The organism is Roseateles toxinivorans (assembly GCF_004362525.1).
GTDB lineage: Bacteria > Pseudomonadota > Gammaproteobacteria > Burkholderiales > Burkholderiaceae_C > Paucibacter > Paucibacter toxinivorans.
In genome coordinates this window covers 213,373-239,657 of record NZ_SNXS01000001.1, presented here as the reverse complement: position 1 = coordinate 239,657, position 26,285 = coordinate 213,373, and the positions used below count along the sequence as shown (strand labels likewise).

The 26,285-nt window shown below is 66.2% G+C and carries 27 protein-coding genes and 1 tRNA gene; 17 read left to right on the top strand and 11 right to left on the bottom strand.

What is annotated here, in order from left to right; translation table 11 throughout:
- Positions 1-94: 94 nt before the first annotated feature.
- Both DES47_RS01110 and DES47_RS01105 read right to left on the bottom strand, forming a co-directional pair.
- On the bottom strand, positions 95-1,027 hold the full coding sequence (locus DES47_RS01110; protein ID WP_133698824.1) for an electron transfer flavoprotein subunit alpha/FixB family protein: 933 nt from the start codon (positions 1,025-1,027) through the stop codon (positions 95-97).
- Between the two features lies 1 nt (position 1,028).
- Positions 1,029-1,778 (bottom strand): electron transfer flavoprotein subunit beta/FixA family protein, encoded by a 750-nt coding sequence (locus DES47_RS01105; RefSeq protein WP_133698823.1) that lies wholly within the window; start codon positions 1,776-1,778, stop codon positions 1,029-1,031.
- A 158-nt stretch (positions 1,779-1,936) separates the two neighbouring features.
- Between DES47_RS01105 and murI the strand changes: the two genes are divergently transcribed.
- The 3 genes from murI to DES47_RS01090 all read left to right on the top strand — a co-directional run bounded on the left by murI (position 1,937) and on the right by DES47_RS01090 (position 3,673).
- Positions 1,937-2,746 (top strand): glutamate racemase, encoded by an 810-nt coding sequence (murI, locus tag DES47_RS01100; protein ID WP_133698822.1) that lies wholly within the window; start codon positions 1,937-1,939, stop codon positions 2,744-2,746.
- Positions 2,743-3,549: a YdcF family protein gene (locus DES47_RS01095; RefSeq protein ID WP_133698821.1), complete on the top strand. Its 807-nt coding sequence runs from the start codon at positions 2,743-2,745 to the stop codon at positions 3,547-3,549. Before murI ends, DES47_RS01095 begins: the two co-directional genes overlap by 4 nt.
- Before the next feature lie 39 nt (positions 3,550-3,588).
- Positions 3,589-3,673 (top strand) — tRNA-Leu (locus tag DES47_RS01090).
- Between the two features lie 6 nt (positions 3,674-3,679).
- Here DES47_RS01090 and DES47_RS01085 read toward each other — a convergent pair.
- The 6 genes from DES47_RS01085 to DES47_RS01060 form a co-directional block, all read right to left on the bottom strand.
- Positions 3,680-4,459 carry a PEP-CTERM sorting domain-containing protein gene (locus tag DES47_RS01085; protein WP_133698820.1) on the bottom strand — a complete coding sequence of 260 codons (780 nt, stop codon included), beginning with the start codon at positions 4,457-4,459 and terminating at the stop codon, positions 3,680-3,682.
- Between the two features lie 231 nt (positions 4,460-4,690).
- Positions 4,691-7,027, bottom strand: coding sequence for a DNA topoisomerase IV subunit A (gene parC, locus DES47_RS01080; protein ID WP_133698819.1), 2,337 nt, complete (start codon positions 7,025-7,027; stop codon positions 4,691-4,693).
- A gap of 16 nt (positions 7,028-7,043) precedes the next feature.
- Complete coding sequence (locus DES47_RS01075) at positions 7,044-7,766, bottom strand: lytic transglycosylase domain-containing protein (protein ID WP_243748108.1); 723 nt, start codon at positions 7,764-7,766, stop codon at positions 7,044-7,046.
- On the bottom strand, positions 7,763-8,299 hold the full coding sequence (locus tag DES47_RS01070; RefSeq protein WP_133698818.1) for a GNAT family N-acetyltransferase: 537 nt from the start codon (positions 8,297-8,299) through the stop codon (positions 7,763-7,765). The genes DES47_RS01075 and DES47_RS01070 overlap by 4 nt, the downstream gene beginning before the upstream one ends.
- A gap of 399 nt (positions 8,300-8,698) precedes the next feature.
- Positions 8,699-9,730 (bottom strand): histone deacetylase family protein, encoded by a 1,032-nt coding sequence (locus tag DES47_RS01065; RefSeq protein ID WP_133698817.1) that lies wholly within the window; start codon positions 9,728-9,730, stop codon positions 8,699-8,701.
- Complete coding sequence (locus DES47_RS01060) at positions 9,727-11,703, bottom strand: DNA topoisomerase IV subunit B (RefSeq protein ID WP_133698816.1); 1,977 nt, start codon at positions 11,701-11,703, stop codon at positions 9,727-9,729. Before DES47_RS01060 ends, DES47_RS01065 begins: the two co-directional genes overlap by 4 nt.
- 118 nt (positions 11,704-11,821) lie before the next feature.
- On the opposite strand from DES47_RS01060, the gene DES47_RS01055 reads away from it, so the two are divergent.
- The 7 genes from DES47_RS01055 (at position 11,822) to DES47_RS01030 (ending at position 17,914) form a co-directional block, all read left to right on the top strand.
- Positions 11,822-13,045 carry an MFS transporter gene (locus DES47_RS01055; protein WP_243748107.1) on the top strand — a complete coding sequence of 408 codons (1,224 nt, stop codon included), beginning with the start codon at positions 11,822-11,824 and terminating at the stop codon, positions 13,043-13,045.
- Between the two features lie 20 nt (positions 13,046-13,065).
- Positions 13,066-13,194 (top strand): hypothetical protein, encoded by a 129-nt coding sequence (locus DES47_RS29500; protein ID WP_279537263.1) that lies wholly within the window; start codon positions 13,066-13,068, stop codon positions 13,192-13,194.
- A 16-nt stretch (positions 13,195-13,210) separates the two neighbouring features.
- Positions 13,211-14,023, top strand: a complete 813-nt coding sequence (locus DES47_RS01050; protein WP_133698815.1) for an SDR family oxidoreductase — start codon at positions 13,211-13,213, stop codon at positions 14,021-14,023.
- Positions 14,020-14,601 carry a class I SAM-dependent methyltransferase gene (locus DES47_RS01045; RefSeq protein WP_208114876.1) on the top strand — a complete coding sequence of 194 codons (582 nt, stop codon included), beginning with the start codon at positions 14,020-14,022 and terminating at the stop codon, positions 14,599-14,601. The genes DES47_RS01050 and DES47_RS01045 overlap by 4 nt, the downstream gene beginning before the upstream one ends.
- A gap of 318 nt (positions 14,602-14,919) precedes the next feature.
- Complete coding sequence (gene dapA / locus DES47_RS01040; RefSeq protein ID WP_133698814.1) at positions 14,920-15,801, top strand: 4-hydroxy-tetrahydrodipicolinate synthase; 882 nt, start codon at positions 14,920-14,922, stop codon at positions 15,799-15,801.
- Between the two features lie 90 nt (positions 15,802-15,891).
- On the top strand, positions 15,892-17,055 hold the full coding sequence (bamC, locus tag DES47_RS01035) for an outer membrane protein assembly factor BamC (protein WP_243748106.1): 1,164 nt from the start codon (positions 15,892-15,894) through the stop codon (positions 17,053-17,055).
- A 79-nt stretch (positions 17,056-17,134) separates the two neighbouring features.
- Entirely contained in the window at positions 17,135-17,914 is a 780-nt protein-coding gene (locus DES47_RS01030; protein ID WP_133698812.1) for an MBL fold metallo-hydrolase, read from the top strand.
- Between the two features lie 63 nt (positions 17,915-17,977).
- Here the strand turns inward: DES47_RS01030 and DES47_RS01025 are convergent, their stop codons facing one another.
- The 3 genes from DES47_RS01025 to DES47_RS01015 all read right to left on the bottom strand — a co-directional run bounded on the left by DES47_RS01025 (position 17,978) and on the right by DES47_RS01015 (position 20,006).
- The gene (locus DES47_RS01025; protein ID WP_133698811.1) at positions 17,978-18,187 is read right to left on the bottom strand and encodes a hypothetical protein; all 210 of its coding nucleotides are present in this window, start codon (positions 18,185-18,187) and stop codon (positions 17,978-17,980) included.
- Positions 18,188-18,338: 151 nt separating this feature from the next.
- Positions 18,339-18,836 (bottom strand): hypothetical protein, encoded by a 498-nt coding sequence (locus tag DES47_RS01020; protein ID WP_133698810.1) that lies wholly within the window; start codon positions 18,834-18,836, stop codon positions 18,339-18,341.
- 54 nt (positions 18,837-18,890) lie between these two features.
- A complete protein-coding gene (locus tag DES47_RS01015) occupies positions 18,891-20,006 on the bottom strand; it encodes a JmjC domain-containing protein (RefSeq protein WP_133698809.1) in 1,116 nt (371 codons plus the stop codon).
- Positions 20,007-20,369: 363 nt separating this feature from the next.
- Between DES47_RS01015 and DES47_RS01010 the strand changes: the two genes are divergently transcribed.
- The 7 genes from DES47_RS01010 to DES47_RS00980 all read left to right on the top strand — a co-directional run bounded on the left by DES47_RS01010 (position 20,370) and on the right by DES47_RS00980 (position 26,275).
- Complete coding sequence (locus tag DES47_RS01010) at positions 20,370-20,891, top strand: FKBP-type peptidyl-prolyl cis-trans isomerase (RefSeq protein WP_133698808.1); 522 nt, start codon at positions 20,370-20,372, stop codon at positions 20,889-20,891.
- A 268-nt stretch (positions 20,892-21,159) separates the two neighbouring features.
- A complete protein-coding gene (locus DES47_RS01005) occupies positions 21,160-21,489 on the top strand; it encodes a hypothetical protein (RefSeq protein ID WP_133698807.1) in 330 nt (109 codons plus the stop codon).
- Between the two features lie 10 nt (positions 21,490-21,499).
- Positions 21,500-22,537, top strand: coding sequence for a PD40 domain-containing protein (locus tag DES47_RS01000; protein ID WP_133698806.1), 1,038 nt, complete (start codon positions 21,500-21,502; stop codon positions 22,535-22,537).
- Between the two features lie 27 nt (positions 22,538-22,564).
- Positions 22,565-24,382, top strand: coding sequence for an NHL repeat-containing protein (locus tag DES47_RS00995; protein WP_133698805.1), 1,818 nt, complete (start codon positions 22,565-22,567; stop codon positions 24,380-24,382).
- Positions 24,383-24,405: 23 nt separating this feature from the next.
- Positions 24,406-25,143, top strand: a complete 738-nt coding sequence (locus DES47_RS00990; protein ID WP_166651801.1) for a PEP-CTERM sorting domain-containing protein — start codon at positions 24,406-24,408, stop codon at positions 25,141-25,143.
- Positions 25,144-25,701: 558 nt separating this feature from the next.
- The gene (locus DES47_RS00985; RefSeq protein ID WP_133698803.1) at positions 25,702-25,863 is read left to right on the top strand and encodes a DUF1328 family protein; all 162 of its coding nucleotides are present in this window, start codon (positions 25,702-25,704) and stop codon (positions 25,861-25,863) included.
- Positions 25,864-25,909: 46 nt separating this feature from the next.
- Entirely contained in the window at positions 25,910-26,275 is a 366-nt protein-coding gene (locus tag DES47_RS00980; RefSeq protein ID WP_133698802.1) for a hypothetical protein, read from the top strand.
- Positions 26,276-26,285 lie beyond the last annotated feature (10 nt).

Here is a 26,285-nt window from a genome sequence, read left to right as displayed (position 1 = left end):
TTGTGGCTTGGCCACAAGCTCCGTCCCCAACAAAACAAAGGGCGCCTCGACTTGGGTCGGGCGCCCTGCCTTCATTTACTTCTCAAGCAAGGGCTCAGAGCGCCTTGATCAACTCAGGAACAGCCACGAACAGGTCGGCTTCCAAGGCATAGTCGGCGACGCTGAAGATCGGCGCTTCCGGGTCCTTGTTGATGGCCACGATGACCTTGCTGTCCTTCATGCCGGCCAGGTGCTGGATCGCGCCGCTGATGCCGCAGGCGATGTACAGGTTGGGCGCCACGATCTTGCCGGTCTGGCCGACCTGCCAATCGTTCGGCGCATAGCCGGCGTCCACCGCAGCGCGGCTGGCGCCAAGGGCGGCACCCAGCTTGTCGGCCAACGGCGTCAGCACTTCCATGAACTTGTCATTGGAGCCCAGGGCCCGGCCACCGGAGACGATGATCTTGGCGGCGGTCAGCTCGGGGCGGTCGCTCTTGGCGATCTCGCTGCCGACGAAGGCGCTCAGGCCGCTGTCGGCCACGGCAGCGACCGTTTCCACGGCGGCGGCGCCACCGGTGGCGGCGGCCGGGTCGAAGCCGGTCGTGCGCACGGTCAGCACCTTGGTGGCGTCGCCGCTCTGCACATGGGCGATCGCGTTGCCGGCGTAGATCGGACGCTCGAAGGTGTCGGGGCTGATCACCTTGGTGACGTCGGACAACTGGGCCATGTCCATCAGCGCGGCCACGCGCGGCGCGATGTTCTTGCCGCTGGCGGTGGCGGGAAACAGGATGTGGCTGTAGCTGGACGCCACGGCCACCACCTGCGCGGCCAGGTTCTCGGCCAGGCCGTGGTTCAGATGGGCAGCGTCGGCATGCAGCACCTTGGCCACGCCGGCTATTTTGCAGGCCGCAGCGGCGGCTCCGCCGGCATCGGTGCCTGCCACCAGCACATGGACCTCTCCCCCGCACTGGGCGGCGGCGGTGATGGTGTTCAGCGTGGCGCCCTTGATCGAGCTGTTGTCGTGTTCGGCAATAACGAGAGCGGTCATGTCAGATCACCTTGGAAACATTTTTCAACTTATCAACCAGCGTGGCCACATCGGGCACCTTGATGCCGGCGCTGCGCTTGGGCGGTTCGGTCACGCTGAGGGTCTTGATGCGCGGCGTGACGTCCACGCCCAGATCGGCGGGCTTGAACACGTCAAGCTGCTTCTTCTTGGCCTTCATGATGTTGGGCAGGGTCACATAGCGCGGTTCGTTCAGGCGCAGGTCGGTGGTGACCACGGCGGGCAGCTTGACCTTGACGGTCTCCAGGCCGCCATCGACCTCGCGGGTGACGCTGGCAAAGCCGTCGGCCACTTCGACCTTGCTGGCGAACGTCGCCTGCGGCAGATGGGCCAGTGCGGCCAGCATCTGGCCGGTCTGGTTGCAATCGTCGTCGATGGCCTGCTTGCCGACGATCACCATGCCGGGCTGCTCCTTGTCGACCAGCGCCTTCAGCAGCTTGGCCACGGCCAGCGGCTGCAGTTCGACATCGGTCTCGACCAGGATGGCGCGGTCGGCGCCGATGGCCATGGCGGTGCGCAGCGTCTCCTGGCACTGCGTGACGCCGCAGGACACGGCGATCACCTCGGTGACCACGCCCTTCTCCTTCAGGCGCACGGCTTCTTCGACGGCGATCTCGTCAAAGGGGTTCATGCTCATCTTGACGTTGGCGATGTCCACGCCGGTGCCGTCACTCTTGACGCGCACCTTGACGTTGTAATCGACGACCCGTTTGACTGCGACCAATACCTTCATCGAAGCACTCCAAGCTAATTGACGTTAACGTTAACCAGATTCTAGTGGCCGCAGCCTGCCGCACCCCAGACATTACGCAAGTGCAGCAAAATAGAACGATCGTGCTATTTTACGCACAAGTTCGAGCGTAGCGCGAGACACTTAGACTGCTGCCCCAAATGACAGACGAATCAAGAGCCGAAATCCCCCCGTCGATTGGTGTGTTCGATTCAGGACTGGGTGGTTTGTCGGTGCTTCGTGCCCTGCGCGAACAGCTGCCCGGCGTGCCCCTGCTGTATCTGGCCGACTCGGCCCATGCGCCGTATGGCGATCGCAGCACCGAGTTCCTGACCGAGCGCAGCCTGGCAATTGGCGGGTACCTGATGCAACAGGGCGCCCGTTTGCTCGTGGTGGCCTGCAATACCGCCACCACGCAGGCGGTGGCGGCGCTGCGGGCACGCTGGCCCGAGCTGCCCATCGTCGGCGTCGAGCCCGGCGTGAAACCGGCCGCAGCCGCCACACGCAATGGCCGCATCGGCGTGCTGGCGACAACGGCCACGGTGCGCAGCGAACGCTTCAAGCATCTGGTCAACAGCTACGCGGCTGGCCATCAGGTCATCGCTCAAGCCTGTCCCGGCCTGGTCGAGCTGATCGAGCGGGGAGAGCTCGACAGCCCGGCACTGCGCGAACTCGTCGAACGCTATTGCGAACCGCTGCGCCAGGCCGAGGTCGATACGGTGGTGCTGGGTTGCACCCACTACCCCTTCATCAGGCCGCTCTTTCAGCAGGCCCTGGGCAGCGAGGTGTTGATCGTAGACACCGAGGGGGCCATCGCACGGCAGGCCGCTCGGCTGTGGCCGGCGTCGGCGCCCGAGGCGCCGGCCGGGACACTGCGACTGAGCACAACCGGATCGGTCGACTTGCTGGCACGTTTTGCTGCAGCCTGTCTGGGCTGGCACGATGTGACTGTTGGCCAGGCAAAGCCATGAACGATCTCCTGATTGCCCTGGGCCTGCTGTCCTGGAAGCCCCTGCTCGGGGCCTTGGTGATGCCACCGGTGCCCTTCGTGCTGCTGACGCTGATCGGTGCAGCACTGCTGCGACGCCGCCCCTTCGCCGGCTGGGCCGGCGTGATCGTCGGTTGCCTGGGCGTCTGGCTGATGGGTACAGGCGCTGTCGGTGGCGCCCTCACCGAACGACTGGAAGCGCAACACCCGGCAGTCGGCCCCGAGCAGCTCAGCTGGCTGCGCCAGCAGCCGAAGACCGCGATCATCGTGCTCGGCGCGGGCCGCATCCTGCTCGCCCCCGAGTACGGAGAGACAGACCTCAGACCGATGACCCATGAGCGGCTTCGCTACGGCATCTGGCTCTCGCGCAAGAGCGGCCTGCCCCTGGGCTACAGCGGCGGCCTGGCCCACGGCGCCGAGCCGGGCCACAGCGAGGCCCAGATTGCCGCCCGCCTGGCCGAGGATGTCTACCGGCACCCGCTGCGCTGGACCGAGGACCGCTCGCGCGACACCAACGAAAACGCGATCCGCACGCTGGAGTTGCTTGCCCCTCAAGGTATAGAGCGCATCGTCGTCGTCACCCACGGCTATCACATGCCCCGCGCCATCGCCGCCTTCGAACGCGCAAAGCAGCGCGCCGGCAGCGCGGTCGCCATCCAGGCCGCCCCGATGGGCCTGCATGTGCAGCGTGGGCTCCGCCCCGGTGACTGGCTGCCCAGCCGCGGCGGCTACACGCTGACGCTGCTGGCCCTGCATGAGATGCTGGGGCGCTGGATGGGCGCCTAGCGCCAAGGCGATATGCCCAGGCTATGATTCGCGCCCAGTGCGGGGATGATGAAATCGGTAGCCATACGGGACTTAAAATCCCGAGCCGCAAGGCGTGCGGGTTCGAGTCCCGCTCCCCGCACCAGCCAGTTCAGGCCTTCGCCTGACGGCGGCGGTTCGACACGAAACCCACCGCCAGCAGACCGGCCATCATCAGCGCATAGGTGGTCGGCTCGGGCACCGGCAGCGCCGTCACGGTGACGTAGTCCTGGTAGCTGCCATTGCTGAGCTTGGTGACGGCGAACAGATCGCGGCCGCTGTAGCTACCGGCGTCGTTCAGATAGCTGTTGGCCAGGCCCGCGAATGCGGCGGTCTTGCCGTTCGAGTTCGAGTAGCCGCTGCCAAGGTACTCTTGCACATAGAAGCTGCCGCGATCGGTGTTGCTGTCCCAGACGGTGCTGGTCGTGGTCTGCTTGTTGCGGCCATGACCGGTCGTCACGGTGACCTGGCGTGGGTCGAAGCCGGCCACGTCCAGGCTAGCGCCGGTCTCGTGGGTGATCTCCCAGACCGCCACCTGGAAGGCCGCGTACTCGGCGGCGGTGTCGATCTTCTGTTCACCGGTGTAGAGGCTGGTGGCCGAAAACAGGCTCTGCAAGTTCTTGGCCTGGGCACCCGCGAAGCTGCCAATCGAGTAACGCTGGTAGGTGCTGCTGGTCGATTGGGCCAGCTCGACGCAATAGGCATAGAAGCTGGGGCCGCCCTGAGTGGCGAACAGCATGCGGCCGATATTGATGTCGTCGCTGCCGGTCACATTGACGCTGAGGCCGGCCGGGTCTTCCTTCACGTACTTGATCTGGGTGCTGGCGGCGCCGGCCATGCCCGTCAGAGCGAGTGCAGCGGCGGCGATCAGTGTCTTGGTAAAAGTCGTCATTTTTTTGCTTCCCTGGATGTCCGGCCACAGCGGCCTGTTGGTGTGGAGCGGACTGTAGGGAGTGCCAGGTCTTGCCGGCACCCCGCGAGCAAAGGGGGTCCATGGCGGGTTCGTGATGCAGTGCACAACGGAACCGCAGGTACCCCGCATTTCGGGGGGGCGATGTCCGCGACTTCAATAGCAAACGGGCCCGAAGGCCCGTTGCAAGGAGTCAATGCCGATCGGCCGCGGTCAAGCCGCCACCACCCTCAAGCCCTTGATCCCCTCCAGCGCCTTGCCCTTGCGCGCCCGCTTGCCCACATGGGCGGCCAGCGCCGTGTTCTTCAGGATCTCATCCTTGGGCTTGCCGCCGCGGCCGGTGCCAAGCACCTGCAGCGCCTGGCCGAAGGCGGCGACGCTGACCAGGGCGTCCTTGGGCTCCAGATCCATCAGGGTCAGGCCTCGCCCGCCCTTCGGTTGATGCTTCAGCTCGTCGAGCGGGAACACCAGCAGGCGGCTGCTCAGGCTCAGGCAGGCCAGCTGCGGGCCCAGCAACTCACCCGCCGGCAGTGGGCTTGGAGGCAACGGCTTCTCGCCGGCTTCCAGAGTCAGGAAGGTCTTGCCGCCCTTCTGACGGCTGACCAGATCGCCGACCTGGGCGAGCAGGCCGAAGCCACCGGTGCCGGCCAGCACCAGCTTCTGTGACGCAGCTCCGGCGAAGTAATGCGCGGCCTGGGTGCCGGACTCCAGCTCGATCAGGGTCGTGATCGGCACCCCGTCGCCACGTCCGCCTGGCAGCAGCGACACCGGCACCGAATAGACGCGGCCATTGCTGCCGAACACGGCCAAGGTATCGACACTGCGGCAGGGGAACACGCCATAGAGGCCGTCGCCGGACTTGAAGGCCAGCCCCGCGGCATCGATCTCATGGCCCTTCAGCGCCCGCGTCCAGCCCTTCAGGCTGATGACCACGGTGACCGGCTCGTCGACGATCTTCACCTCGGCGGTGGCGCGCTTTTCTTCCTGGATCAGCGTGCGGCGCTCGTCACCGTAGAGCTTGGCATCGCCCTCGATCTCCTTGACCAGGGTGCGCTTCAGGATGGACGGGCTGTTCAGGATCTCGTCCAGCTTACCCTGCTCGACGCGCAGCGAGCTCAGCTCCTGCTCGATCTTGATCGCTTCCAGCCGCGCCAGCTGGCGCAAGCGGATCTCAAGAATGTCCTCGGCCTGGCGGTCGCTGAGCTTGAAGCGGTCTATCAGCGCCGGCTTGGGCTCGTCGGCTTGGCGGATGATGCGTATCACCTCGTCGATATTGAGCAGCACCAGCTGCCGGCCTTCCAGCACATGGATGCGCTCCAGCACCTTGGCCAGCCGGTGCTCGGTGCGGCGCAGAACGGTCGCCTGGCGGAAGCCCAGCCACTCGCTCAAGACCTGGCGCAGGCTCTTCTGCGTCGGCCGGCCATCGGCGCCGACCATGGTCAGATTGATGGGCGCCGAGCCCTCCAGGCTGGTGTGGGCCAGCAGCGTGGTGATCAGCTCCTGCTGCTCGACGGTGCGGCTCTTGGGCTCGAACACCAGGCGCACGGCGGCGTCCTTGCTCGACTCGTCGCGCACCACGTCCAGCACCGACAGCACGGTGGCCTTGAGCTGCACCTGCTCCTGGGTCAGCGCCTTCTTGCCGGTCTTGACCTTGGGATTGGTCAGCTCCTCGATCTCTTCCAAGACCTTCTGCGCACTGGCACCCGGCGGCAGCTCGGTCACGACCAGCTGCCACTGGCCGCGGGCCAGGTCCTCGATCTTCCAGCGCGCGCGCACCTTGAGGCTGCCGCGTCCGCTGGCGTATGCGGTGCGTATGTCCTCGGTCGGGCTGATGATCTGGCCGCCGCCGGGATAGTCCGGCGCTGGCAGCAGTGCATACAGCTCGTCGTCGCCGAGCTTGTCGTTCTTCAGCAGGGCCACTGCCGCGGCGGCCACCTCGCGCAGATTGTGGCTGGGCACCTCGGTGGCCAGGCCCACGGCAATGCCGCTGGCGCCATTGAGCAGCACGAAGGGCAGGCGCGCGGGCAACTGCTTGGGCTCCTGCGTCGAGCCGTCGTAGTTGGGGATGAAATCGACCGTGCCCTCGTCGATCTCGTCGAGCAGCAGCCTTGCGATCGGCGCCAGGCGCGATTCTGTGTAGCGCATCGCCGCCGCACCGTCACCGTCGCGGCTGCCGAAATTGCCCTGGCCGTCGATCAGCGGATAGCGCAGGCTGAAGTTCTGCGCCATGCGCACCAGCGCGTCATAGGCGGCCTGGTCGCTGTGCGGGTGGAAGCGGCCCAGCACGTCACCCACCACACGGGCGCTCTTCACCGGCTTGGCGCCGCCGCCGGTCGGCGTGGACAGCAGGCCCATGCGCTCCATTGCGTACAGGATGCGGCGCTGCACCGGTTTCTGGCCGTCGCAGACATCGGGCAGGGCCCGGCCCTTGACGACGCTCAAGGCGTATTCGAGATAGGCCTGCTCGGCGTAGTGCGCGAGGGTCAGGGCATCGGGGCCATCTGGGCCGTTCGGCGGCGTGCCCGCAAAATCAATCGTGGTCTGGTCCATGGGATTTACTGCGTGATCATCGGCCGTGGTCGGCCGCTAGGTTCGTGGACAGGCTGGCATGCATCTTCAATTGCTGGGCTTGGCGGGGCAGGCTGCGTTGCAGCAGGGCCCAGTACAGCTCCAGCACCAGATGCACATGGGCTTGCGTTTCGGGTATCGGCGGCACCTTGCCGCCATGTTTGCGTACCGTGCCTTCGCCGGCATTCCAGGCCGCCAGTGCGGCATCGATGCGGCCGAAGCGCCGGTTCAGGTCGGCCAGCATGCGGGCGCCGGTGTGGATATTGGTGCGCGGGTCCATCAGACGCTGCTCGGCCGGGCGCAGCGCCTCGGCCTTGGTGGCATAGCGGTCGGCGGTCTCGGCGGTGATCTGCATCAGGCCCATCGCGCCGCGCGGCGACACCACCTTGGCATCGAAGCCCGACTCGACGGCGATGATTGCGGTCAGCAGTTCGATATCGACGCCATGCTGGCGTGAGGCCTCGCGCAGCCAGGGCTGCACGGCCTTGGCTGCGGGCGCAATCTCCAGCCAGGTCAGCATGCTCGAGGCACCATCGGTCTTGCCCGGCACGCGGCCGCTGCCGGGGCGCGGCTCGCCAAGAATCAGGGCGTAGTTCGAGTCCACCGCATGGCCTGCCAGATGGGCGACACCTGCGCCGTCCACATAGCCCCACAGCTCGGCGCGCGCCAGGGCACTGCCCAGCAGCAGTGACAGCAACAGACCGAGCCGGACCAGACTCACGCCGGCTCCTCGCCCAAGGCCACGCGCGCCTGAAACTCGCGGTCCAGCATGGACATCACGATCAGGCTGTCATACCCGTCTGCACCGTCCATATTGACGCGCACGCTCTCGCGCAGCCGCCCCTCCTCGACAAAGCCCTCGCTGGCATACAGCGCCAGCGCACGGGTGTTCAGGCCCTTCACATCGAGCCAGAAGCGGTGGGCATGCAGGTCCTTGAAGGCCATCTTCTTCAACAGGCCCACGCAGACCCGGCCCAGGCCCTGGCCCTTGGTCTGCAGCACGATGCGCTTGAGTTCGACCGAGCCGTTCGGATTGCGGCAGCCCTGCAGGATGACGAAGCCGGCTCGCTCGTATTCCGGCCCCGCCTCGACGATGAAATGGCGGGAGTCGGGGAAGCGGATGGCACCCTCGTGCTGGGTGCGCTCCCAGGGCGTGATGAAGGGCCGGTTCTGGCCGTCCTGCTCGACCGAGACGACGAAGTCCAGATCGGACAGCATCGTGGGACGCAGGCGTGCGCGGATGACCAGCGTCATCTCAGTCACTCCGCCGCGCTGGGCGCGACGCATGAAACCGTGTGGCGGCAGGGACGAGGGCGCGCCGGCCACTGCGGGCTGAAGCCTTGTCCGGCCCTGAACAGGCCAAACTCCGGCTTCTTTATGCCCGCTGCGACCGGCACGCCCTCGCCCCTGCTGCAACAGGTGTGCAGGCTCGCCAATCCGCAAAGCACGCGCACCACGCGGGATCGGCGGCCACCAGCGCATCCGCAGAGGGGGTGGGGGGCCGGCCACGGCGGGCATAAAGAAGCTGGAGGTCGGTCCGAAGGGACCGGCCCAAGCTTCAGCCCGCAGTGGCCGGCCCCCCGCCCCCTCTGCCACCCCATGGCAGCGAACAGCAAAGCACCGCCACCCTCGGGCAAGTCGATCGCTTGCATTTCAGGCTTCCTGGAAGCCGCGTAGCACAGCCACAACGTTGTGGCCTATCGCCTCGGTGGCATAGCCGCCCTCCTGCAGGAAGAGGGTCGGAGCACCAAAGGCGGCCAGGACCTGACCCATGCGCTCGAAGTCGGGCGGCTGCAGATGGAAGTGCGAGATCGGGTCATCCTCGTAGGTGTCCACGCCGAGGGACACGATCAAGAGCTCGGGCGCGTAGTCGCGCAGCCGCGCCAGCGCAGCGTCCAGGCAGGCAAACCAGTCCGCGTTCGGCGCGCCGGCCGGCAGCGGGTAGTTGGCATTGAAGCCGACACCCTCGCCCGCCCCGGTCTCGTCGGCGTGGCCGAGGAAGAAGGGGTACTCGGTCATCGGGTCGCCATGGATGCTGGCGTAGAACACATCGGCGCGGTCATAAAAGATCGCCTGCGTGCCATTACCGTGGTGGAAGTCCACGTCAAGGATGGCGACGCGCTTGAGCCCAGAGTCCAGCGCCGCCTGCGCGGCCACGGCGGCGTTGTTGACAAAGCAGTAGCCGCCAAAGAAATCGGCGCCGGCATGGTGGCCCGGCGGGCGGGTCAAGACGTAGGCGCTGCGCTCGCCGCGCAGGACAATATCCAGACCGTCCAGGCAGGCCTGCGCGCCCCAGTAAGCGGCGTCCCAGCTGCCGGCGGTCAGCGGCGTGCCGCTGTCCATCGAATACAGACCCATGCGGGCGGCAAAGCTCTTGGGCTCGACATCGTTGCGCAGCCCCTTGACGGGCCAGACCGCAGGGAAGGCATCGCCCTCGCCGCCCAGCGCCCGCCACTCGGCATAGGCACCCTGCAGAAAACGCAAGTAAGCCTCGCCGTGCACCCGGGCGATGGGCGCCAGGCCGTGGTCGGTCGGCGGCAGGATCTCGCCCAGGTTGGAGGCCTGCAAGGCCTTCAGCACATAGTCAGCGCGGGCCGGCGTCTCGAAGGCCGGCACCAGCTTGCCGCGGAAGAACTCATGCGTGGCCGCGTGCACCACGTGGTGGTGGTTGTAGATGCTCTTCATACGTCCACCTCGACCTCGTCGCCACGCAGCTCCATCAGGTCGCGCCGCGCCTGGGCCTCGCCCTTGCCCATCAGTTTGTTCATCGAGATCTCGGTGTCGCCAAAGTTGAGCTGACCATACGCTACTTGCAGCAGGCGTCGGGTGTCGGGGTTCAGCGTGGTCTCCCACAGCTGCTCGGGGTTCATTTCACCGAGGCCCTTGAAGCGGCTGATGCTCCAGCTGTTGTCGCGCGCCCCTTCCTTGCGCAGCTTGTCCAGGGTGGCTGCCAGCTCGCCCTCGTCCAGCGCATAGATCTTGGCCGCTGGCTTCTTGCCGCGTGCAGGCGCATCGACGCGGAACAGCGGCGGCTTGGCGACATAGATATTGCCGGCCTCGATCAGCTTCGGGAAATGACGGAAGAAAAGTGTGAGCAGCAGCACCTGGATGTGCGAGCCATCCACATCGGCGTCGCTCAAGATGCAGACCTTGCCGTAGCGCAGGCCGCTCATGTCGGGGCTGTCGTTCGGGCCGTGAGGGTCAACGCCGATGGCTACCGCCATGTCGTGGATCTCGTTGTTGGCGAACAACCGGTCGCGCTCGACCTCCCAGGAGTTCAAGACCTTGCCACGCAGCGGCAACACCGCCTGCGTCTCCTTGTTGCGGCCCATCTTGGCGCTGCCGCCGGCCGAGTCGCCCTCGACCAGGAACAGCTCGTTGTGCAGCAGATCGCGGCTCTCGCAATCGGTCAGCTTGCCGGGCAGCACGGCCACACCGGAGCCCTTGCGCTTCTCGACCTTCTGGCTGGCGCGCAGCCGCGTTTGCGCCTGCTTGATGACCAGCTCGGCCAGCTTCTTGCCGTAGTCCACATGCTGGTTCAGCCACAGCTCCAGCGCCGGCTTCACGTAGATGGAGACCAGGCGCAAGGCATCGCGCGAGTTCAGCCGCTCCTTGATCTGGCCCTGGAACTGCGGGTCCAGCACCTTGGCCGAGAGCACGAAGCTGGCGCGCGAGAACACATCGTCGGGCATCAGCTTGACGCCCTTGGGCAAGAGGCTGTGCATGTCGATGAAGCCCTTGACGGCGCCGAACAGGCCATCCTTCAGTCCGGACTCGTGCGTGCCACCGGCCACGGTCGGTATCAGGTTGACATAGCTCTCGCGCATCGGCGAGCCCTCGTCGGTGAAGGCCACGCACCAGGCAACGCCCTCGCCCTCGGCGAAGTTCTCCGACTCGCTGCCGTCGGCGTACTGCTCGCCCTCGAACAAGGGGATCAGCGGCTCGGCGTTCAGCGTCTGCATCAGATAGTCGCGCAGCCCTCCCTTGTAAGCCCAAGTCTGGACCTCGCCGGTCTTCTCTATCGTCAAGGTCACCGTCACGCCGGGCATCAGCACGGCCTTGCTGCGCAGCAGATGAACCAGTTCGTTCTTCGGCAGCTCGGCGCTCTCGAAGTATTTGGCGTCGGGCCAGGCACGCACCGAGGTGCCGTGCTTGCGCTCGCCGCCGCTAGCCTTGCGCACGGTCACCGGCTCGATCACGTCGCCGCCGCTGAAGGCCAGGGCCGCGCACTGGCCCTCGCGCCAGACCGTCACATTCAGCCGCTTGGACAGCGCATTGGTCACGCTGACGCCCACGCCGTGCAGGCCGCCGGAGAAGCTGTAGGCGCCGCCCGAGCCCTTGTCGAACTTGCCGCCGGCGTGCAGCCGGGTGAAGACGATCTCGACCACGGGCACCTGCTCCTCGGGGTGCAGGCCATAGGGAATGCCGCGGCCGTCGTCGTCCACCGTGACCGAGCCATCGGTGTGCTGTATCACCGCGATGCGCTTGCCGAAGCCGGCCAGCGCCTCGTCGGCGGCGTTGTCTATCACCTCCTGGATGATGTGCAGGGGGTTGTCGGTGCGGGTGTACATGCCCGGACGCTGCTTGACGGGCTCCAGGCCCTTGAGCACGCGGATCGAAGCTTCGCCGTAGGAAGAAGTAGATTTGGTGGTTGCCATGTCGGGCGATTCTAGGGCGGGGCCGACGGGCGAGCGCTGTGCGATCTGCGGTATAAGCCGCTCGTCCCGGAAGGGCGTATTCCCAGCAAGGGGAGCCCCAATTGGCTACAGTGCCCGGATGAGTTCCACCCACCAAACCCCCGCCCCGACCCTGACGATGACCCAGGTGCTGCTCTGCGGCGCCATGATCGTCACCCTGTCCATGGGCATTCGCCACGGCTTCGGCCTGTGGCTGCAGCCGATCACGATGGACCGCGGCTGGACGCGGGAAACCTTCGCCTTCGCCATCGCCATTCAGAACCTGGCCTGGGGGGCCGCCGGCCCGCTGGCCGGCATGCTGGCCGACCGCTTCGGCGCCTTCCGCGTGCTGATCGTCGGCAGCGTGCTGTACGCGATCGGCCTGGTGCTGATGGGCCTGTCCACCTCGGGCCTGGCCTTCACCGGCAGCGCGGGGCTGCTGATAGGCATGGCCCAGTCGGGCACCACCTACGCGGTGATCTACGGCGTGCTGGGCCGCAATGTGCCGGCCGAGAAGCGCGGCTGGGCGATGGGTGTGGCGGCCGCCGCCGGGTCGTTTGGCCAGTTCGCGATGGTCCCGGTCGAGAGCTTTCTGATCGGCTACAGCGGCTGGCAGAACGCCCTGTTCATCCTCGCCTGCGCCGCCCTGCTCATCATCCCGCTGGCCTTTGGCCTGAAGGAGCCGCGCCAGGCAGCGGCCAAGGGCCCGCAGCAAAGCGTCATGCAGGCGGTGCGCGAGGCCTTCAAGTACCCCAGCTTCCAGCTGCTGATGGCCGGCTACTTCGTCTGCGGCTTCCAGGTCGTGTTCATCGGCGTGCACATGCCCAGCTACCTGCGGGACAAGGGGCTCTCGCCCGAGGTCGCCACCTACGCGCTGATGCTGATCGGCCTGTTCAATGTGTTCGGCACCTATGGCGCCGGCGTGCTGGGCCAGCATTTCCCCAAGCGCTATCTGCTGTCGCTGATCTACATCCTGCGCTCGGTTGCGGTGGTGGCCTTTCTGTGGGCACCCTTGACGCCAATCAGCGTCTACATCTTCTCGGCCGTGATGGGCGTGCTGTGGCTCTCCACCGTGCCCCTGACCAATGCGGTAGTGGCCCAGGTGTTCGGCGTGCAGTATCTGTCCATGCTCAGCGGCTTCGTGTTCTTCAGCCACCAGATCGGCAGCTTTCTGGGCGTCTGGCTGGGCGGCAAGCTCTATGACACGACGGGCAGCTACGACCTCGTCTGGTGGATGGTGGTGGCGCTCGGAGTGGCCGCCGCGTTGCTGAACCTGCCGATACGCGAGACCGGCATCAAGCGCGCCGCACTGGCCCCCGCCTGAGCCTGACTCTGAAAATGAGCATGAAACCCGCCGCCCGCCGCGCTCTCACCTGGACAGCCGTCATACTCGCGCTGGCCCTGGTGAGCTGGTCGTATATGCGGCCGGACATGATTGTCGATCTGGCTACGCGCGCCTGGGCCTGCTTCTAAATAGAGGAGACAAGCAATGGTGGACAGCGTGGTGATCATCACCGGCGCCTCGGACGGCATTGGCGCCGAGCTGGCGCGCCAGTGGGCGGCAAAGTTCGGCAGCAAGCTGGCTCTGGTGCTGGCCGCACGCAGCCAGGACAAGCTCGACGCCGTGGCGCAGCAATGCCGCAATGCAGGCGCGCAAACGCTGGCGGTGCGCTGCGATGTGGCCCAGGAGGGCGACTGCCGCGCGCTGATCGCGCAGACGGTCGATCAATTCGGCCGGCTGGACGTGCTCGTCAACAACGCCGGCATGTCGGCCCATGCCCAGCTGAGCGAAGTCAGCGACCTGCGCTGGTACGAGGAACTGATGCGCATCAACCACTGGGGCGCCGTCTGGTGTACCCATGCCGCGCTGCCGCACATCATCAAGACCCGGGGCCGCATCGTCGCCGTGTCCAGCCTGGCCGGCCTGGTCGGCGTGCCGGGGCGGACCGCCTACAGTGCAACCAAGTTCGCGATGACCGGCTTCTTCGAGGCGCTGCGCGTCGAGCTGGGCCCCAAGGGCGTCAGCGTGACGATCGCCTACCCGGGCGTGGTCGACACACAGATCCGCTACCGCGGCTTCAATGCCCAGGGCCAGTCGGCCGGCAAGAGCGGGCTGGACGAGCGCGGCGCGATGCCGGTGGACGTCTGTGCCAGGCTGATACTGGACGGCACGCTGGCCGGCGAGCGCGACATCGTGATGAGCGCCAAGGGCAAAATAGGCCGCTGGCTGAAGCTGCTGGCGCCCCAGCTGGTGGACAAACTGGCCCTGAAGGCCGTCAAGAAGGAAGCAAGACCGACATGAGTACGTCCGAGGCCACACACAACAGCCTGGCCGCCTCCCCCTGGGTGCGCCGCTGGGCCGCCAATCTGAAGCCCGGCAGCACGGTGCTGGATGTGGCCTGCGGCACCGGCCGCCATGCCCGCTTTCTGGCCGAGCTGGGGCACAGCGTCACCGGTGTCGATCGCGACGCCGCCGCGCTGAAGGGGCTGGAGGGCGTACCGGGCATCACCGAGTTGGTGCTAGCCGATATCGAGGCCGGCCCCTGGCCCTTCGAGGGCCGGCAGTTCGACTGCGTGCTGGTGACCAACTACCTGTGGCGGGAGCTGCTGCCCAAGATCGTGGCGGCGGTGGCCCCGGGCGGCACGCTGATCTACGAAACCTTCGCCCAGGGCAACCAGAGCTTCGGCAAACCCAGCAATCCGGACTTTCTGCTGCGCCCGCGCGAGCTGCTGACGGCCGCCACCGGCCTGCGCGTGCTGGCCTATGAAGACGGCTTCCTGCCCTCCCCGGAGCGCTTTGTGCAGCGCATTGCCGCGATGCAGGACCAGGGCGCGCAATCCGGTACCGCACCCGACTTCGCCCGCTACCTTCTGGCTTGACGGGGCAAGGAGCCTGTCGCGCTTGGGGTCGGGCCCGCGCCGGGATGAGTTGCGGTGCCAGACTAGGCGTCGGCGAGGCGCGGGATGGCCCCCCACAACGAGCCGGTAACGACGTATGGCGCCGCAAATCGTCCCGGCCCTTCGGGTTGAGCCTTCAAGGGGGCGCATCCGTCGTTGCAAATGCGCGCCGGGTGTACAACCCGGCTGTGCTTTGCGCCTAGACTGCACCCCCTTGAAGGCTCAACGCGGGCCCGACCCCAAGCCCGACAGGCTCCTCCCCGGCTCCTGGGTAGAATCAGAGGATTGCGAGGAATTGTCATGACACCCATTGTTGGCAGCATCGTGGCCCTGGTCACGCCGATGCTTGAAGACGGCAGCGTCGATTACCCCGGCCTGCGTCGCTTGATTGATTGGCATATTGCCGAAGGCACGGATTGCGTTGGCGTTGTCGGCACCACCGGCGAATCGCCCACCGTGTCGGTGGAAGAGCACTGGGAAATCATCCGCGTCGCCGTCGAGCATGCCGCGGGTCGCATCCCCATCATGGCCGGCACCGGCGCCAATTCGACGCGCGAGGCCATCGAGCACTCGGAATACGCCAAAAAGATAGGCGCCGACTGCACCCTGAGCGTCGTGCCCTACTACAACAAGCCCTCGCAGGAAGGCATCTACCAGCACTTCAAGGCGATAGCCGAAGCGGTTGACATCCCGATGGTGCTGTACAACGTGCCCGGCCGCACGGTGGCCGATATGCAGGTGGACACCACCCTGCGCTGCGCCACCCTGCCCGGCGTGATCGGCGTCAAGGAGGCCAGCGGCAGCATCGAGCGCGCGGCCTGGCTGATCAAGCACGCACCCAAGGGCTTCTCGATCTACTCCGGCGACGACGGCACGGCCATCGCGCTGATGCTGCTGGGCGGCCATGGCAATGTCAGCGTCACCGCCAATGTGGCGCCGCGGGCGATGCGCAATCTGTGCCGCGCGGCCCTGGCGGGCGACATCCAGGAAGCCACCCGCATCCACTTCCAGTTGCTGTCGCTGCACAAGCAGCTTTTCATCGAGCCCAGCCCGGCCCCGGCCAAGTGGGCCCTGGCCCAACTGGGGCGCTGCGGCGAAACCGTGCGCCTGCCCATCACGCAGCTGACGGCGACCGGTCAGGCCAGCGTCAAGCAGGCCATGGTTGAGGCCGGCCTGCTGTAATCCGTGCATCACCCATCGCGTCTCACCCGTTCCTTGTTCACACGCCCAACCGGTGCTCCCAGCGAGCCCAGATCTTCGGAGATGTCTAGCGTGACTGCTTCCCTGCCCCAATCCACCCAGGCCGCCACCGTGCGCGTGGCCTGTGCCCTGTTTCTTGCCTCCGTGGCGGGATGTAGCTCTTTCGACGGCGTGATCTCCAGCAGCAAGGTGGACTACCGCAGTGCCTCGCGCCAGACCGCGGGCCTGGACGTGCCCCCCGACCTGACCCAGCTGGCCAAGGATGGCCGCGCCCAGGTGCAGGGCGGTGTGGTCAGCGCCTCGGCGATGCAGCAAACCGCAGCGGCCGGGCCTGCCAGCAACACCGCACTGGTGGCCAATGTGGCCATCGCCAAGACCGGCGACGTCAGCCTGGAGCGCTCCGGTGACCAGCGCTGGCTTCTGACCAGCCTGACGCCCGAACAGCTGTGGCCCGTGCTGCGCACCTTCTGGCAGGAACGCGGCATGACGGTCAAGCTCGACCAGCCCCAGGTAGGCGTGATGGAAACCGACTGGGCCGAGAACCGCGCCCGCATCCCGTCTGACGGCCTGCGTCGCTTCCTCGGCCCCATCCTGGACAATCTCTACTCGTCCGGCGAGCGCGATATGTACCGCACCCGTGTCGAACGCACGGCCAAGGGCACCGAGATCTACATCGCCCACAAGGGCCTGCAGGAAGTGGCCACAACCCGCGCCAAGGATGACTTCCGCTGGGCCGCGCGCCCGTCGGAGCCGCAGCTCGAGGCCGAGATGCTGTCGCGCCTGATGCTCAAGCTCGGTGGCAAGGAAGAAGCCACCACGGCCGTGGCCAGCTCGGCCAAGCCGGTGGCCGCGAGCCCGTCCACCGCCGGCCTCAGCGAGAACCGCTCGCTGGCCGATGTGCCCAACTCGCTGCAGGTCAAGGACGGCTTCGATCGCGCCTGGCGCCGTGTCGGCCAGAGCCTGGACCGCAACGGCTTCACCATCGAAGACCGCGACCGCGTGCAGGGCCTGTACTTCCTGCGCTATGCCGACCCGACCAAGGCCGGCAAGGAAGAGCCCAACTTCTTCGCCAAGCTGTTCGGCGCCAAGGTGGATACCACCGCCGGCCGCTACCGTGTCTCGGTCAAGTCGGTGGGTGAGGTCAGCACCGTGCAGGTGCTGGACGACAAGGGCGCCGTGCAGTCAGATGACATTGCCAAGCGCATCATCAGCTTGATGATGGACGACCTCCGCTAGGCCAGGCGACTGCCCCTCAGGCCAAGCCCGTCAGCTGATTCAGCTCGACGGGCTTTTCACTTCCAAGCACCCAAATCCCATGCGCCTGCGCAATCTCGGCAGCGGCAGCACCGGCAACAGCACCCTGGTGGAGGCCTCGCAAGGCATCACCACGACGCGGGTACTGGTGGATTGCGGCTTCTCGCTGCGCGAGCTGGAGCGGCGCCTGCAGTGGGCGGGCACCACCGCGGCCGAGCTGGACGGCGTGTTCATCACCCACGAGCATGGCGACCATGTGGGCTGCGCCTTCACGCTGGCGCGCAAACATGGCGTGCCGGTCTTCATAAGCCGCGGCACCTGGCGGGCGGTCGATGAACCCGAACTGCCAAAGGGCAAGCTCTTCTTCGCCCAGGACAGCCAGGCGATTGCACTCGGAGATCTGGAGCTGCAGCCCTATGCGGTGCCCCATGACGCGCAGGAGCCGCTGCAGCTGATCTGCAGCGATGGCCGATCAAAGCTCGGGATACTCACCGACGCCGGCTCCATCACCACGCAGATGCAAGGCCTGCTGCAGGGCCTGGACGCGCTGCTGCTGGAGTTCAACCACGATCTGGAGATGCTCAGGCACTCCAGCTATCCGGCCGGGCTGAAGAAGCGCATCGCCGGCAGCCATGGCCATTTATCGAATGACAGCGCCGCCGAACTGCTGGCGGCGTGCAAGCATGCAAATCTGCAGCACGTGGTGGCGGCTCACCTGAGCGAGCGCAACAACCGCCCAGCGCTGGTGCGCGAGCTGATGGGCAAGGTGCTGGGCCTGCCTGCCGCAGGCTTGGCGGTGGCCGACCCCAAGCTGGGCCTGGACTGGCTGCAGATCGAATAGGGGTCAGCCCCTGAAACGACAAAAGCCGCCCGAGGGCGGCTTTTGCAGTGATCGCGAATCCGATTACTTGCTGGCAGCGGCAGCCATTTCGGAAGCAGCACCGGCAACAGCGGAGGCAGCACCGGCCATTTCGGAAGCGGCACCAGCCATTTCGGAAGCGGCAGCAGCCATCGGAGCCGGAGCCGGCGCAGGAGCGGCGACTTCTTCCTTCTTGCCGCAGGCGGCCAGGGCAACAACAGCGATCAGGGATGCCATCAGAATCGACTTTTTCATACTCGTCCTCAATCTATTAGATTCAAACAATTACCGGTAATTGAGGGGTCCCTCCGAACCGCAGAGCCCCAACATGCTTTTCAAGACGATAGAAAGCTCGAGCGTTTCTATTGCCTAGCCTCGGATTGTAGCCTGAGGCAAACCCTGAGCGTCAGAGGCCCAAGGTCGTGCTGGCAAATGATGGGGTCGATCGTTGCGCAATTGCGTCAACCAGATCCCTGGCCCGGATCTCGTCGGCCCTTTCGTAGGACACGCTGCCGCGCCACACCTGCTTGTCGAACAAGCGCACCGTCACCACCGTGGGCGCCAGCATCAGCGTGGGCAAGACCTCCTGGGTTTCGTCCCCGTCCTCACCGTACTGGCGGGCGTCCAGCACATGGCTGAAACGGGTGCGCCATTGCACGAAACGGCTGTGCGAATGACGCACCTCGTCATAGGTCTGGGCCACCATCACCAGCCGACGGTGCGGCAGACACCAGCGCGTCAGCGCATCCAGCACGGCGGGCTCGCTGAGTGGCCAATCAGCGTAGTCGCTGTCGCACCACCACATCTCGCGGCAGCCCTTCTCGGCGGCCAGCTCAAGGCCCTGACGCAGGGCCTCGATGAAGTCACTGCGGGTGGTGAAGATGCGGTGGCTGGGTTCTGGCATAGCGGCTCCTGTGGTTACCGTCATGGGCAAAGGGCAGTTTCTAGGGTTTTGTCTCTAGACGGCAATGCGTACCCAACCATCCTCGGCCCATTGCTGCAACAGATCAAGCGCGCCTTCCGACAGGCGCGCCAAGTCGGCCGCCGACAGGCACCGCGCATCGGCCAGACGGCGCATCAGCTGCGCGTCCTTGCCTGCGGCGCGGTAAGACTCGCCGTTGATGAAGACATGGGCCTTGTCGTACATCATCCGTGTGCGACGGTCCAGGCACGCGCCCTGACCTTCGGCCAGGGGCTGGCCGGGGTCGAACCAGACGCGGGGCTTGGGCTCGGTCAGCGCCTCGCCCAGGGCCCGCTCCAGCGCCAGCGGCTCGTCCAGCGCTCGCTGCGCCGCATCGCGGGCGAAGGCCAGCAGGGCCTCGGGCACCAGGCCGGGGGTCAGCGTAGCCGGCTCCTTGGGGTCGGTGTAGATGCGGTTGCTGCGCGGTTCGTCCTCATCGTCCATCAGGCGCTGCAGCAGTTCGCGCGCCAGCTCGGCACGCCAAGGCGTACGAAAGCCGACCGAGCAGGTCATGCATTCGCCGATGGCCACGCCGTCATGGGCCCAGCCGGGCGGGAGATAGAGCATGTCGCCCGGCTCGAGCACGAACTCCTGCTCGGGCTCGAAGTTGGCAATGATCTTCAGCGGCACATCGTCGCGCAGCACGGCGCCGGGCTGGCGGCCGATGCGCCAGCGCCGCTGGCCCTGGACCTGGATCAGAAACACATCGTAGGAATCGAAATGCGGGCCTACGCCACCGCCGTCGGTGGCATAGGAGATCATCAAATCGTCCAGCCGCGCCTCGGGCACGAAGCGGAAGCGGCTCAGCAACTCGTAGGCCGCCGGCACATGCTGCTCCAGGCCCTGCACCAGCAGGGTCCAGCCGGCCTTGGAAAACGGCGGCAGCTTCGGAATGGGCCCCTGGCGCATGGCCCATTGGCCGCCGAAGGCGCTGACCAGGCGGGACTCGACGTCCTCGCTGGCGGCCAGGCGGGCCAGCTCGGCGCGGGTGGCCGGTGGCGAAATGCCGGGCAGGGCCTGGCGGACCAGCAGCGGCTTCTTCTGCCAGTGCTTTTGCATGAAGGCGGCGGGCGAGAGGCCGGCCAGCAGTGCGGTGGGTGCGTTGATATCCATGCCCCGCATTGTGCTTGCAGCGGTCATCCCCGGGCTTGACGTCTGGCAACCGGGCATACCAAATGGTGAAACCAAGGAGGCTGGCGGGCTTGGGGATGGATTCGCGTTGGGTCGCCTTGGGGGAGCAAGCTAGGCGCAAAGCACAGCCGGGTTGTACACCCGGCGCGCATTTGCAACGACGCATGTGCCCCCAAAGCGACCCAACCCGAAGGGCCGAAGCGGGTTGCCCGGCCATTCGTTGTTGCCGAAGCCTTGTGGGGGCCATCCCACGGCGGCTCCGGCGCCTAGTCTGGCCGGACAACTCGCTTCGGCGCGAACCCATCCCCAAGCCCGCCAGCCTCCTACTGTGCGATCATGCCGCCCATGCAAATTTCCAACCCCTGTGTCGTCTCCCTGAGCTGGCGACTAGATGATGCCCAAGGTCAGCTGATCGACGAGCTGGCCGAGCCGATGGAGTTCTTCTACGGCGGCAATGACCTGCTGGCAAAGGTCGAGGAAGCCATAGCCGGCAAGGAGGCCGGCTTCGAGGCCAGCCTGCATCTGGAGCCCGAGCACGCCTTTGGTGACTACGACTCGAGCCTGGTCTGCTTCGAGGCGCGTAGCCTGTTCCCCGAGGAGTTGTCGGCAGGCATGCAGCTCGACGGCCTGCCCGAGGGCGCCGTCACGCCTGACATGCCCGCAAGTACCCTGTACACGGTGACCGAGGTCTATCCCGAGCATGTGGTGCTGGACGGCAACCACCCGCTGGCCGGTATCGCGCTGCGCATGCATCTGAAGGTCGTGGCCGTGCGCGCCGCCACCGAGGAAGAAGTGGGCAGCGGCAGCGTCGGCGAGCCGGTGTTCAGCCTGCTGAGCATGCAGCCCCCCAGCCAGCAAGTGCACTGAGGGCCGACGGGGCCGGCCCCGTCACAGCATCGATCCAACAGGCGCTGCACGCGCCAACTAGGCGGCAATGCACCGCCTGCAGCGGGGCGCCCGGCCGCGACGACGGGCGCACGCCACCCGGAGCAAGAACTCTATCCAACGTAACCCCTAGCTCTTGGGGGAGCGTTGATCCGACCGTCATTGACCACGCGCAACGACGGCCCGCGGGCCCGGGGGGAGCATGACTGCAAAGGCAACGCCAATATGCAGTCCACCCTCCGGAGCACCCATGACCAGACTCATCAAGCCCCTGCTTCTCGCCCTTGGCATCGGTCTGACAAGCGCAAGTTTTGCCGCCGACAAGTGGGTCTCGGTGCCATCAACGCCGAGTTCTGATCAGCGACTGGTCATCAATGGAGGAAATCTCGGTGCCAGTGCGCCGGTCACCCTGCGCATCAAGCACCCCGGGGGTGGCGTCACCGTTCACCAGACCGTGGCCGATGCCCAGGGCAAGCTCAAGTTCGAGTACACGCTGAGCATCACCGGCGGTTACGGCGTTGAGGTGTTCGATGCGGCGGGTCAGCTGATTGGCAGCGGCCGCTTGGGCTTCATGCGCTGAAGGGCCTGCCATGACCAAGACCTTGCTTGCCTTGGCCCTGCTCTGCGCCTCGATAGGCAGCACCATCGCCGCGCCGGCGCAACCGCTGCTCTTTGTGTCCAACCGCGGCGGCAACGCGCAAATCCACGTCATGAATGCCGACGGTTCGGGCGAACATGCGCTTACCCGTGGCCCGGCCGAGAACACCGAGCCCGCCTGGTCACCGGACGGCAAGCGCATCGTTTTCACCTCCTACCGCGATGGCAACGCCGAGGTCTATGTGATGCAGGCCGACGGCAGCCGGGCCACGCGCCTGACCGTCAATGACCAGGCCGACAATGCGCCGGTCTGGTTGCCGGACGGCCGCATCGTGTTTCGCTCGCTGCGCAGTGGCTGGGCCAATTTCTATGCCATGCAAGCCGATGGCGCGGACGTCACACCGCTCACCACGGGCGACGGCGACAAGGGCCCCCCGGTGCCCTCGCCCGATGGGCGCTGGCTCGCCTTCGTGGCCTTCAGCGAAAAGGGCGGGTCGGAGATCCATCTCATGCCCGCCGCCGGAGGCAAACCCAGAGATCTGACCAGCGCACTGTCCAAGGGTGGCAAGAGCTTTCCGTCCTGGTCGCCGGACAGCCGTCGTCTGGCCTATGTGGAGGCCAAGTCACCGGCGATGAACGTGCAAGTCGTCAATGTGGACGGCACGCAGCCGGCCAAGCTCACCGACAACGCCTACACGAACGCGTTTCCCATCTGGGCGCCGGACGGCCGGCGCATTGCCTTCGTCTCCAGCCGTGAAGGCACACGCACCGAGATGGCCCGGGGCGACATCTATGTGATGAATGCGGATGGCAGCAGCGTCGTCAACCTCACCCACCACCCGGACGAGGACAACTATCCCGCCTGGGCGGCCGACGGCAGCGCCATCTACTTCGTCAGTCTGCGCGACGGCAATGCCCAGCTGTATGCCGTTCCACTGAACGGTAATGCGCCCTCCCGGCTGACCCACAACAGCGGACATGACGTGGGGGTGCGCCCCCTGCGGCTACAGCCGCCCACACTCACCCACTGACCGACGATTTACCGACGGAGCTCATTCATGACAGTAAAGCCGCACCTCCGACTCACCCCCTTGGCGCTGATGCTGGTACTGGCCAGTGGCAGCACCATCGCCGGCACCAAGACCTACACGCTCGACGCCGACTTCGATCTGGGCACGCTGATCGGCTTGAACCACAGCGCGCCCAACGCGAACCAGTTGCAGCTCAATGTCACCGGCACCAGCTTCCCGGTGCTGTGGATCGCGAACGCCGGTGAGGACACCCTGTCGAAGATCGACTCGAAACAGCAGGGCGGTTCGCCCGGGCGCGAAGTGGCGCGCTACCGCACCTGGTTCAATTCAGGTGCCTATGCGCACGATGCCTGGAGCGGTCCGGCCCCTTCGCGCACGGCGGTGGACAAGGACGGCAATGCCTATGTGTTGAACCGCTGGTTTGGCGGCCACCCCACGGTCCTGAAAATACTCAACAACAGCTCGGTGGATCGCAACGGTAACGGCGTGGTTGACACGTCCGTCGACACGAATGCCGACGGCAAGATACAGACCGCCGAGATGCTGCCGCTGGTGGACGACAACGCCAACGGACTGATCGACAACAGCGAACCCAGGGATGAGCGCGTGGCCTGGGCTCGACGGGTGCCGGACGGCAGCTATGCCAATGGCATCACGCGCAGCAACGGCATCGGCCGCGCCCTGTGCATCGGTACCGACGGGCACCTGTGGGTGGGCCTGTACAACAATGCCGAGTACTTCAAGATCAGCGCGGTGGACGGCAGCACCCTGGCCGGCCCCGTGTCGACCAACGGACGCCCGAACTACGGCTGCCTGATCGATGCCAACGGCACGCTGTGGGGCGCCAACTGGGACCAGGCCACACTGACCCGCATCGCCAACACCGGCAGCAACAGCGGCCCCCACGAGGTGCGCAGCATCCCTATGCCCAGTGCCGTCTATGGCCTGGCGCTGCGCCGTGATGCCAACAACGTGACCCATGTGATCATGGGTGGCTCATGCAACAGCTATGTCGAGCATGTGGACGATGGCACCGACAACTGGGTGCGCCCGGCCAAGGCCAACTATTGCACCTACGCCGTGGGCACCGACAACGACGGCAGCATCCTGGTGAGCAAGCGTGACGGTGGTGTCGTGAAGTTCGATGCCACCGGCGGGGTGCTCTGGGACAAGGTCAGCCAGGTGGGTAGCGCCGACAGCCGCGGCGTGATCGCCGACTCCGAGAATGCCATCTGGCAGGTACACCGCGCCACCCACAATATGGCCAAGTATTCCGGCAGTAACGGCGACTTCCTCGGCGTCATCGGTGTGGGCTATGAGCCCTACACCTATAGCGACGCCTCGGGCACCGCGGCGCTGAGCATCACCACCAAGACCGGCAGCTGGACTGTGGACCATGACGGCGGCGTCAATGGCAGCGCCTGGGGCAGGGTCTCGTGGTCGGCAATGATGCCCAGCGGCACCGGCCTGTCGGCCGAGGTTCGCTCGGCGGACGACAAGGCCCAGCTGGCCGGCAAGCCCTTCCAGGCGGTGACCAGCGGCGCAGCATTCACCGGCCAGTCCGGCCGCTACCTGCAGGTGAAGATGACCTTCAACGCCAACCCGCAGAACCAGTCGCCGGTGCTGTACGACGTGACCGTCACCGGCGCAGCGCTGGGACGCTGTGATGCCGACATGGATGGCGACATTGACCAGAACGATCTCTCGCTCATCAGCCGCGCCCGGGGCACGCCGGCCAGCGGGCCGAATGACCCGCGTGATGGCGACGGCGACGGGCGCATCACGCCCAATGACGTCAAGGCCTGCCTGCCCAAATGCACTGCCACCAGCTGCGCCGTTCGCTGACCGATCCACCCAAGGAGCACGACATGACCCCTTTCTTGCGCAAGACACTCGTCGCTGCCGGCCTCGCCCTGGGCCTGCTGGGCGGCGCCCAGGCCGTACCGCTGGCCGACCTGCTGGGCGGCAGCAGCCTCACGGCAGGCAATCTGATCTTCGACAGCTTCAGCGTCACGGCCTTCAGTGCCAGTGACCCCGCGCGCAGCTTCAACCCGGCCAATGTCGACGTCAGTGCGCTCACCGACGGCGGCGCCCACCCCGGCCAGGGGCTGTTGTTCACGGTCAGCAATGAGGAGCTGGGGGTCGTCGGCGACGACGTCTTCGCCTTTGTCGACCTGGCCCTGAGCTTCCGCGCCAGCACCACCAGCGCGGGCTGGCTCATCAAGGGCGCCACCACCACGATAGCCCTGGCATCCGTCGGCTCGAGCACCGGGCTGAACGATGGCAGCAACGACAACGGCAGCTACATCCACGAGACCTATGGCGGCGGCGCCGGCCTGAGCGACCTCGGGGTGAATGCGGTTGAGTTCAGCTACCTGAACAGCCTCCAGACCAGCCTGCTCACCCAGAGCGCGGCCTTTGCGCCGGTCAGTCAGGTCTGGGCCGCCAAGAACATCCTGGTCTGGGCCACCGAGGCCACGGACGATGCGAGCCTGACGAGCTTCGAGCAGCGCTTCTCGCCGTCACCGATACCCGAACCCACGACGGTCTTGTTGCTGGTGACCGGATTGGCGGTTCTGTTGACGGCCCGCCGGTCGCGGCTCTGACGCCTCGTCAAGCGGACTCGGCTCCGATAGGTTCGGCAAGGTCCGGGAACGGCGCTCGCACAGCCGTGCCCAGCGACGTTGCTGAACGTTTCGGTCCGCTTCAGGCATTCCACTCGGTCAGGACTGCACTGGCGCCGGACCGAGCTGGCTGCCGCTGCCATGCAATGCGCCGCCCTCGCCCTCCCAGGTCGTGACCTCGGTCGGCTTGGCCTTGGCGGTAGCCATCTGCCCCTGCAACTGACGGTTGCGTCGATAGATCTGAAATTGCCAGACAAGCAGTCCGGTCGCCGCCCAGGCTGACCACCGACGTTTGACCCAAGTCCTTGTAGGACTGCATCCCGACTGCCCGAAGCAACTGTGGCGGGGCTGCGCCAGCCGTTGACAGGTTTGCCGCCGTAAGCAGGCTCCTACAACCAGCACCCGCCTTTGCTGACAGCGGCTTGAGGAGTGGGCCTGCCGGTGTCTGCCAGCCGCATCCGTAGAGTCGTGTCATCGCAGCGAATCGTCGGTGCGAATGACCAAGATCCGGCTTCCGGGTCGATCCTCAAGGGGTACGAAATGCTGCACTACGCCGTCGTGTTCTTCGTCATCGCCCTGGTTGCCGCACTGTTCGGCTTTGGTGGCATCGCCGCCGGTGCTGCGGGCATCGCCAAGATACTGTTCTTTGTCTTCGTTGTCTTGGCCGTGGTCACCTTCCTTGTCGGTCTGATGCGGCGCTGACGCGCACAGACCCTCTTCGTCCAACTCATCCAAGCAGGAATTCATCATGAACAGAACCATCAGTACCGAGGTCAATGCCTTCTCCGATCAAGCCAATACCAAGGTTGATCAGGTCGCTTCGGCCGCCCACGCGGCCGTCAACAGCGCGCAGGCCAGCCTCAACGACCTCGGCCAGGCGGCACCGGCTGCGTTGAGCCGCGCTGCGGCCCAGGTTGATGACATGGCCCGCCGCACGCTGGATCGCGCTCGCCAGGCCAGCGGCCAGGTGCGGGATCAAGTGCACCGCGCAGGTGACATGACGGTCGGCTACATCAAGGACGAGCCGGTGAAGTCGATCCTGATTGCCGCCGCGGCAGGTGCCGTCGCTGCAGGCATCTTCAGCTGGCTGACCCGCTCGCGCGCACGCGGCTGAAGTCCATGAT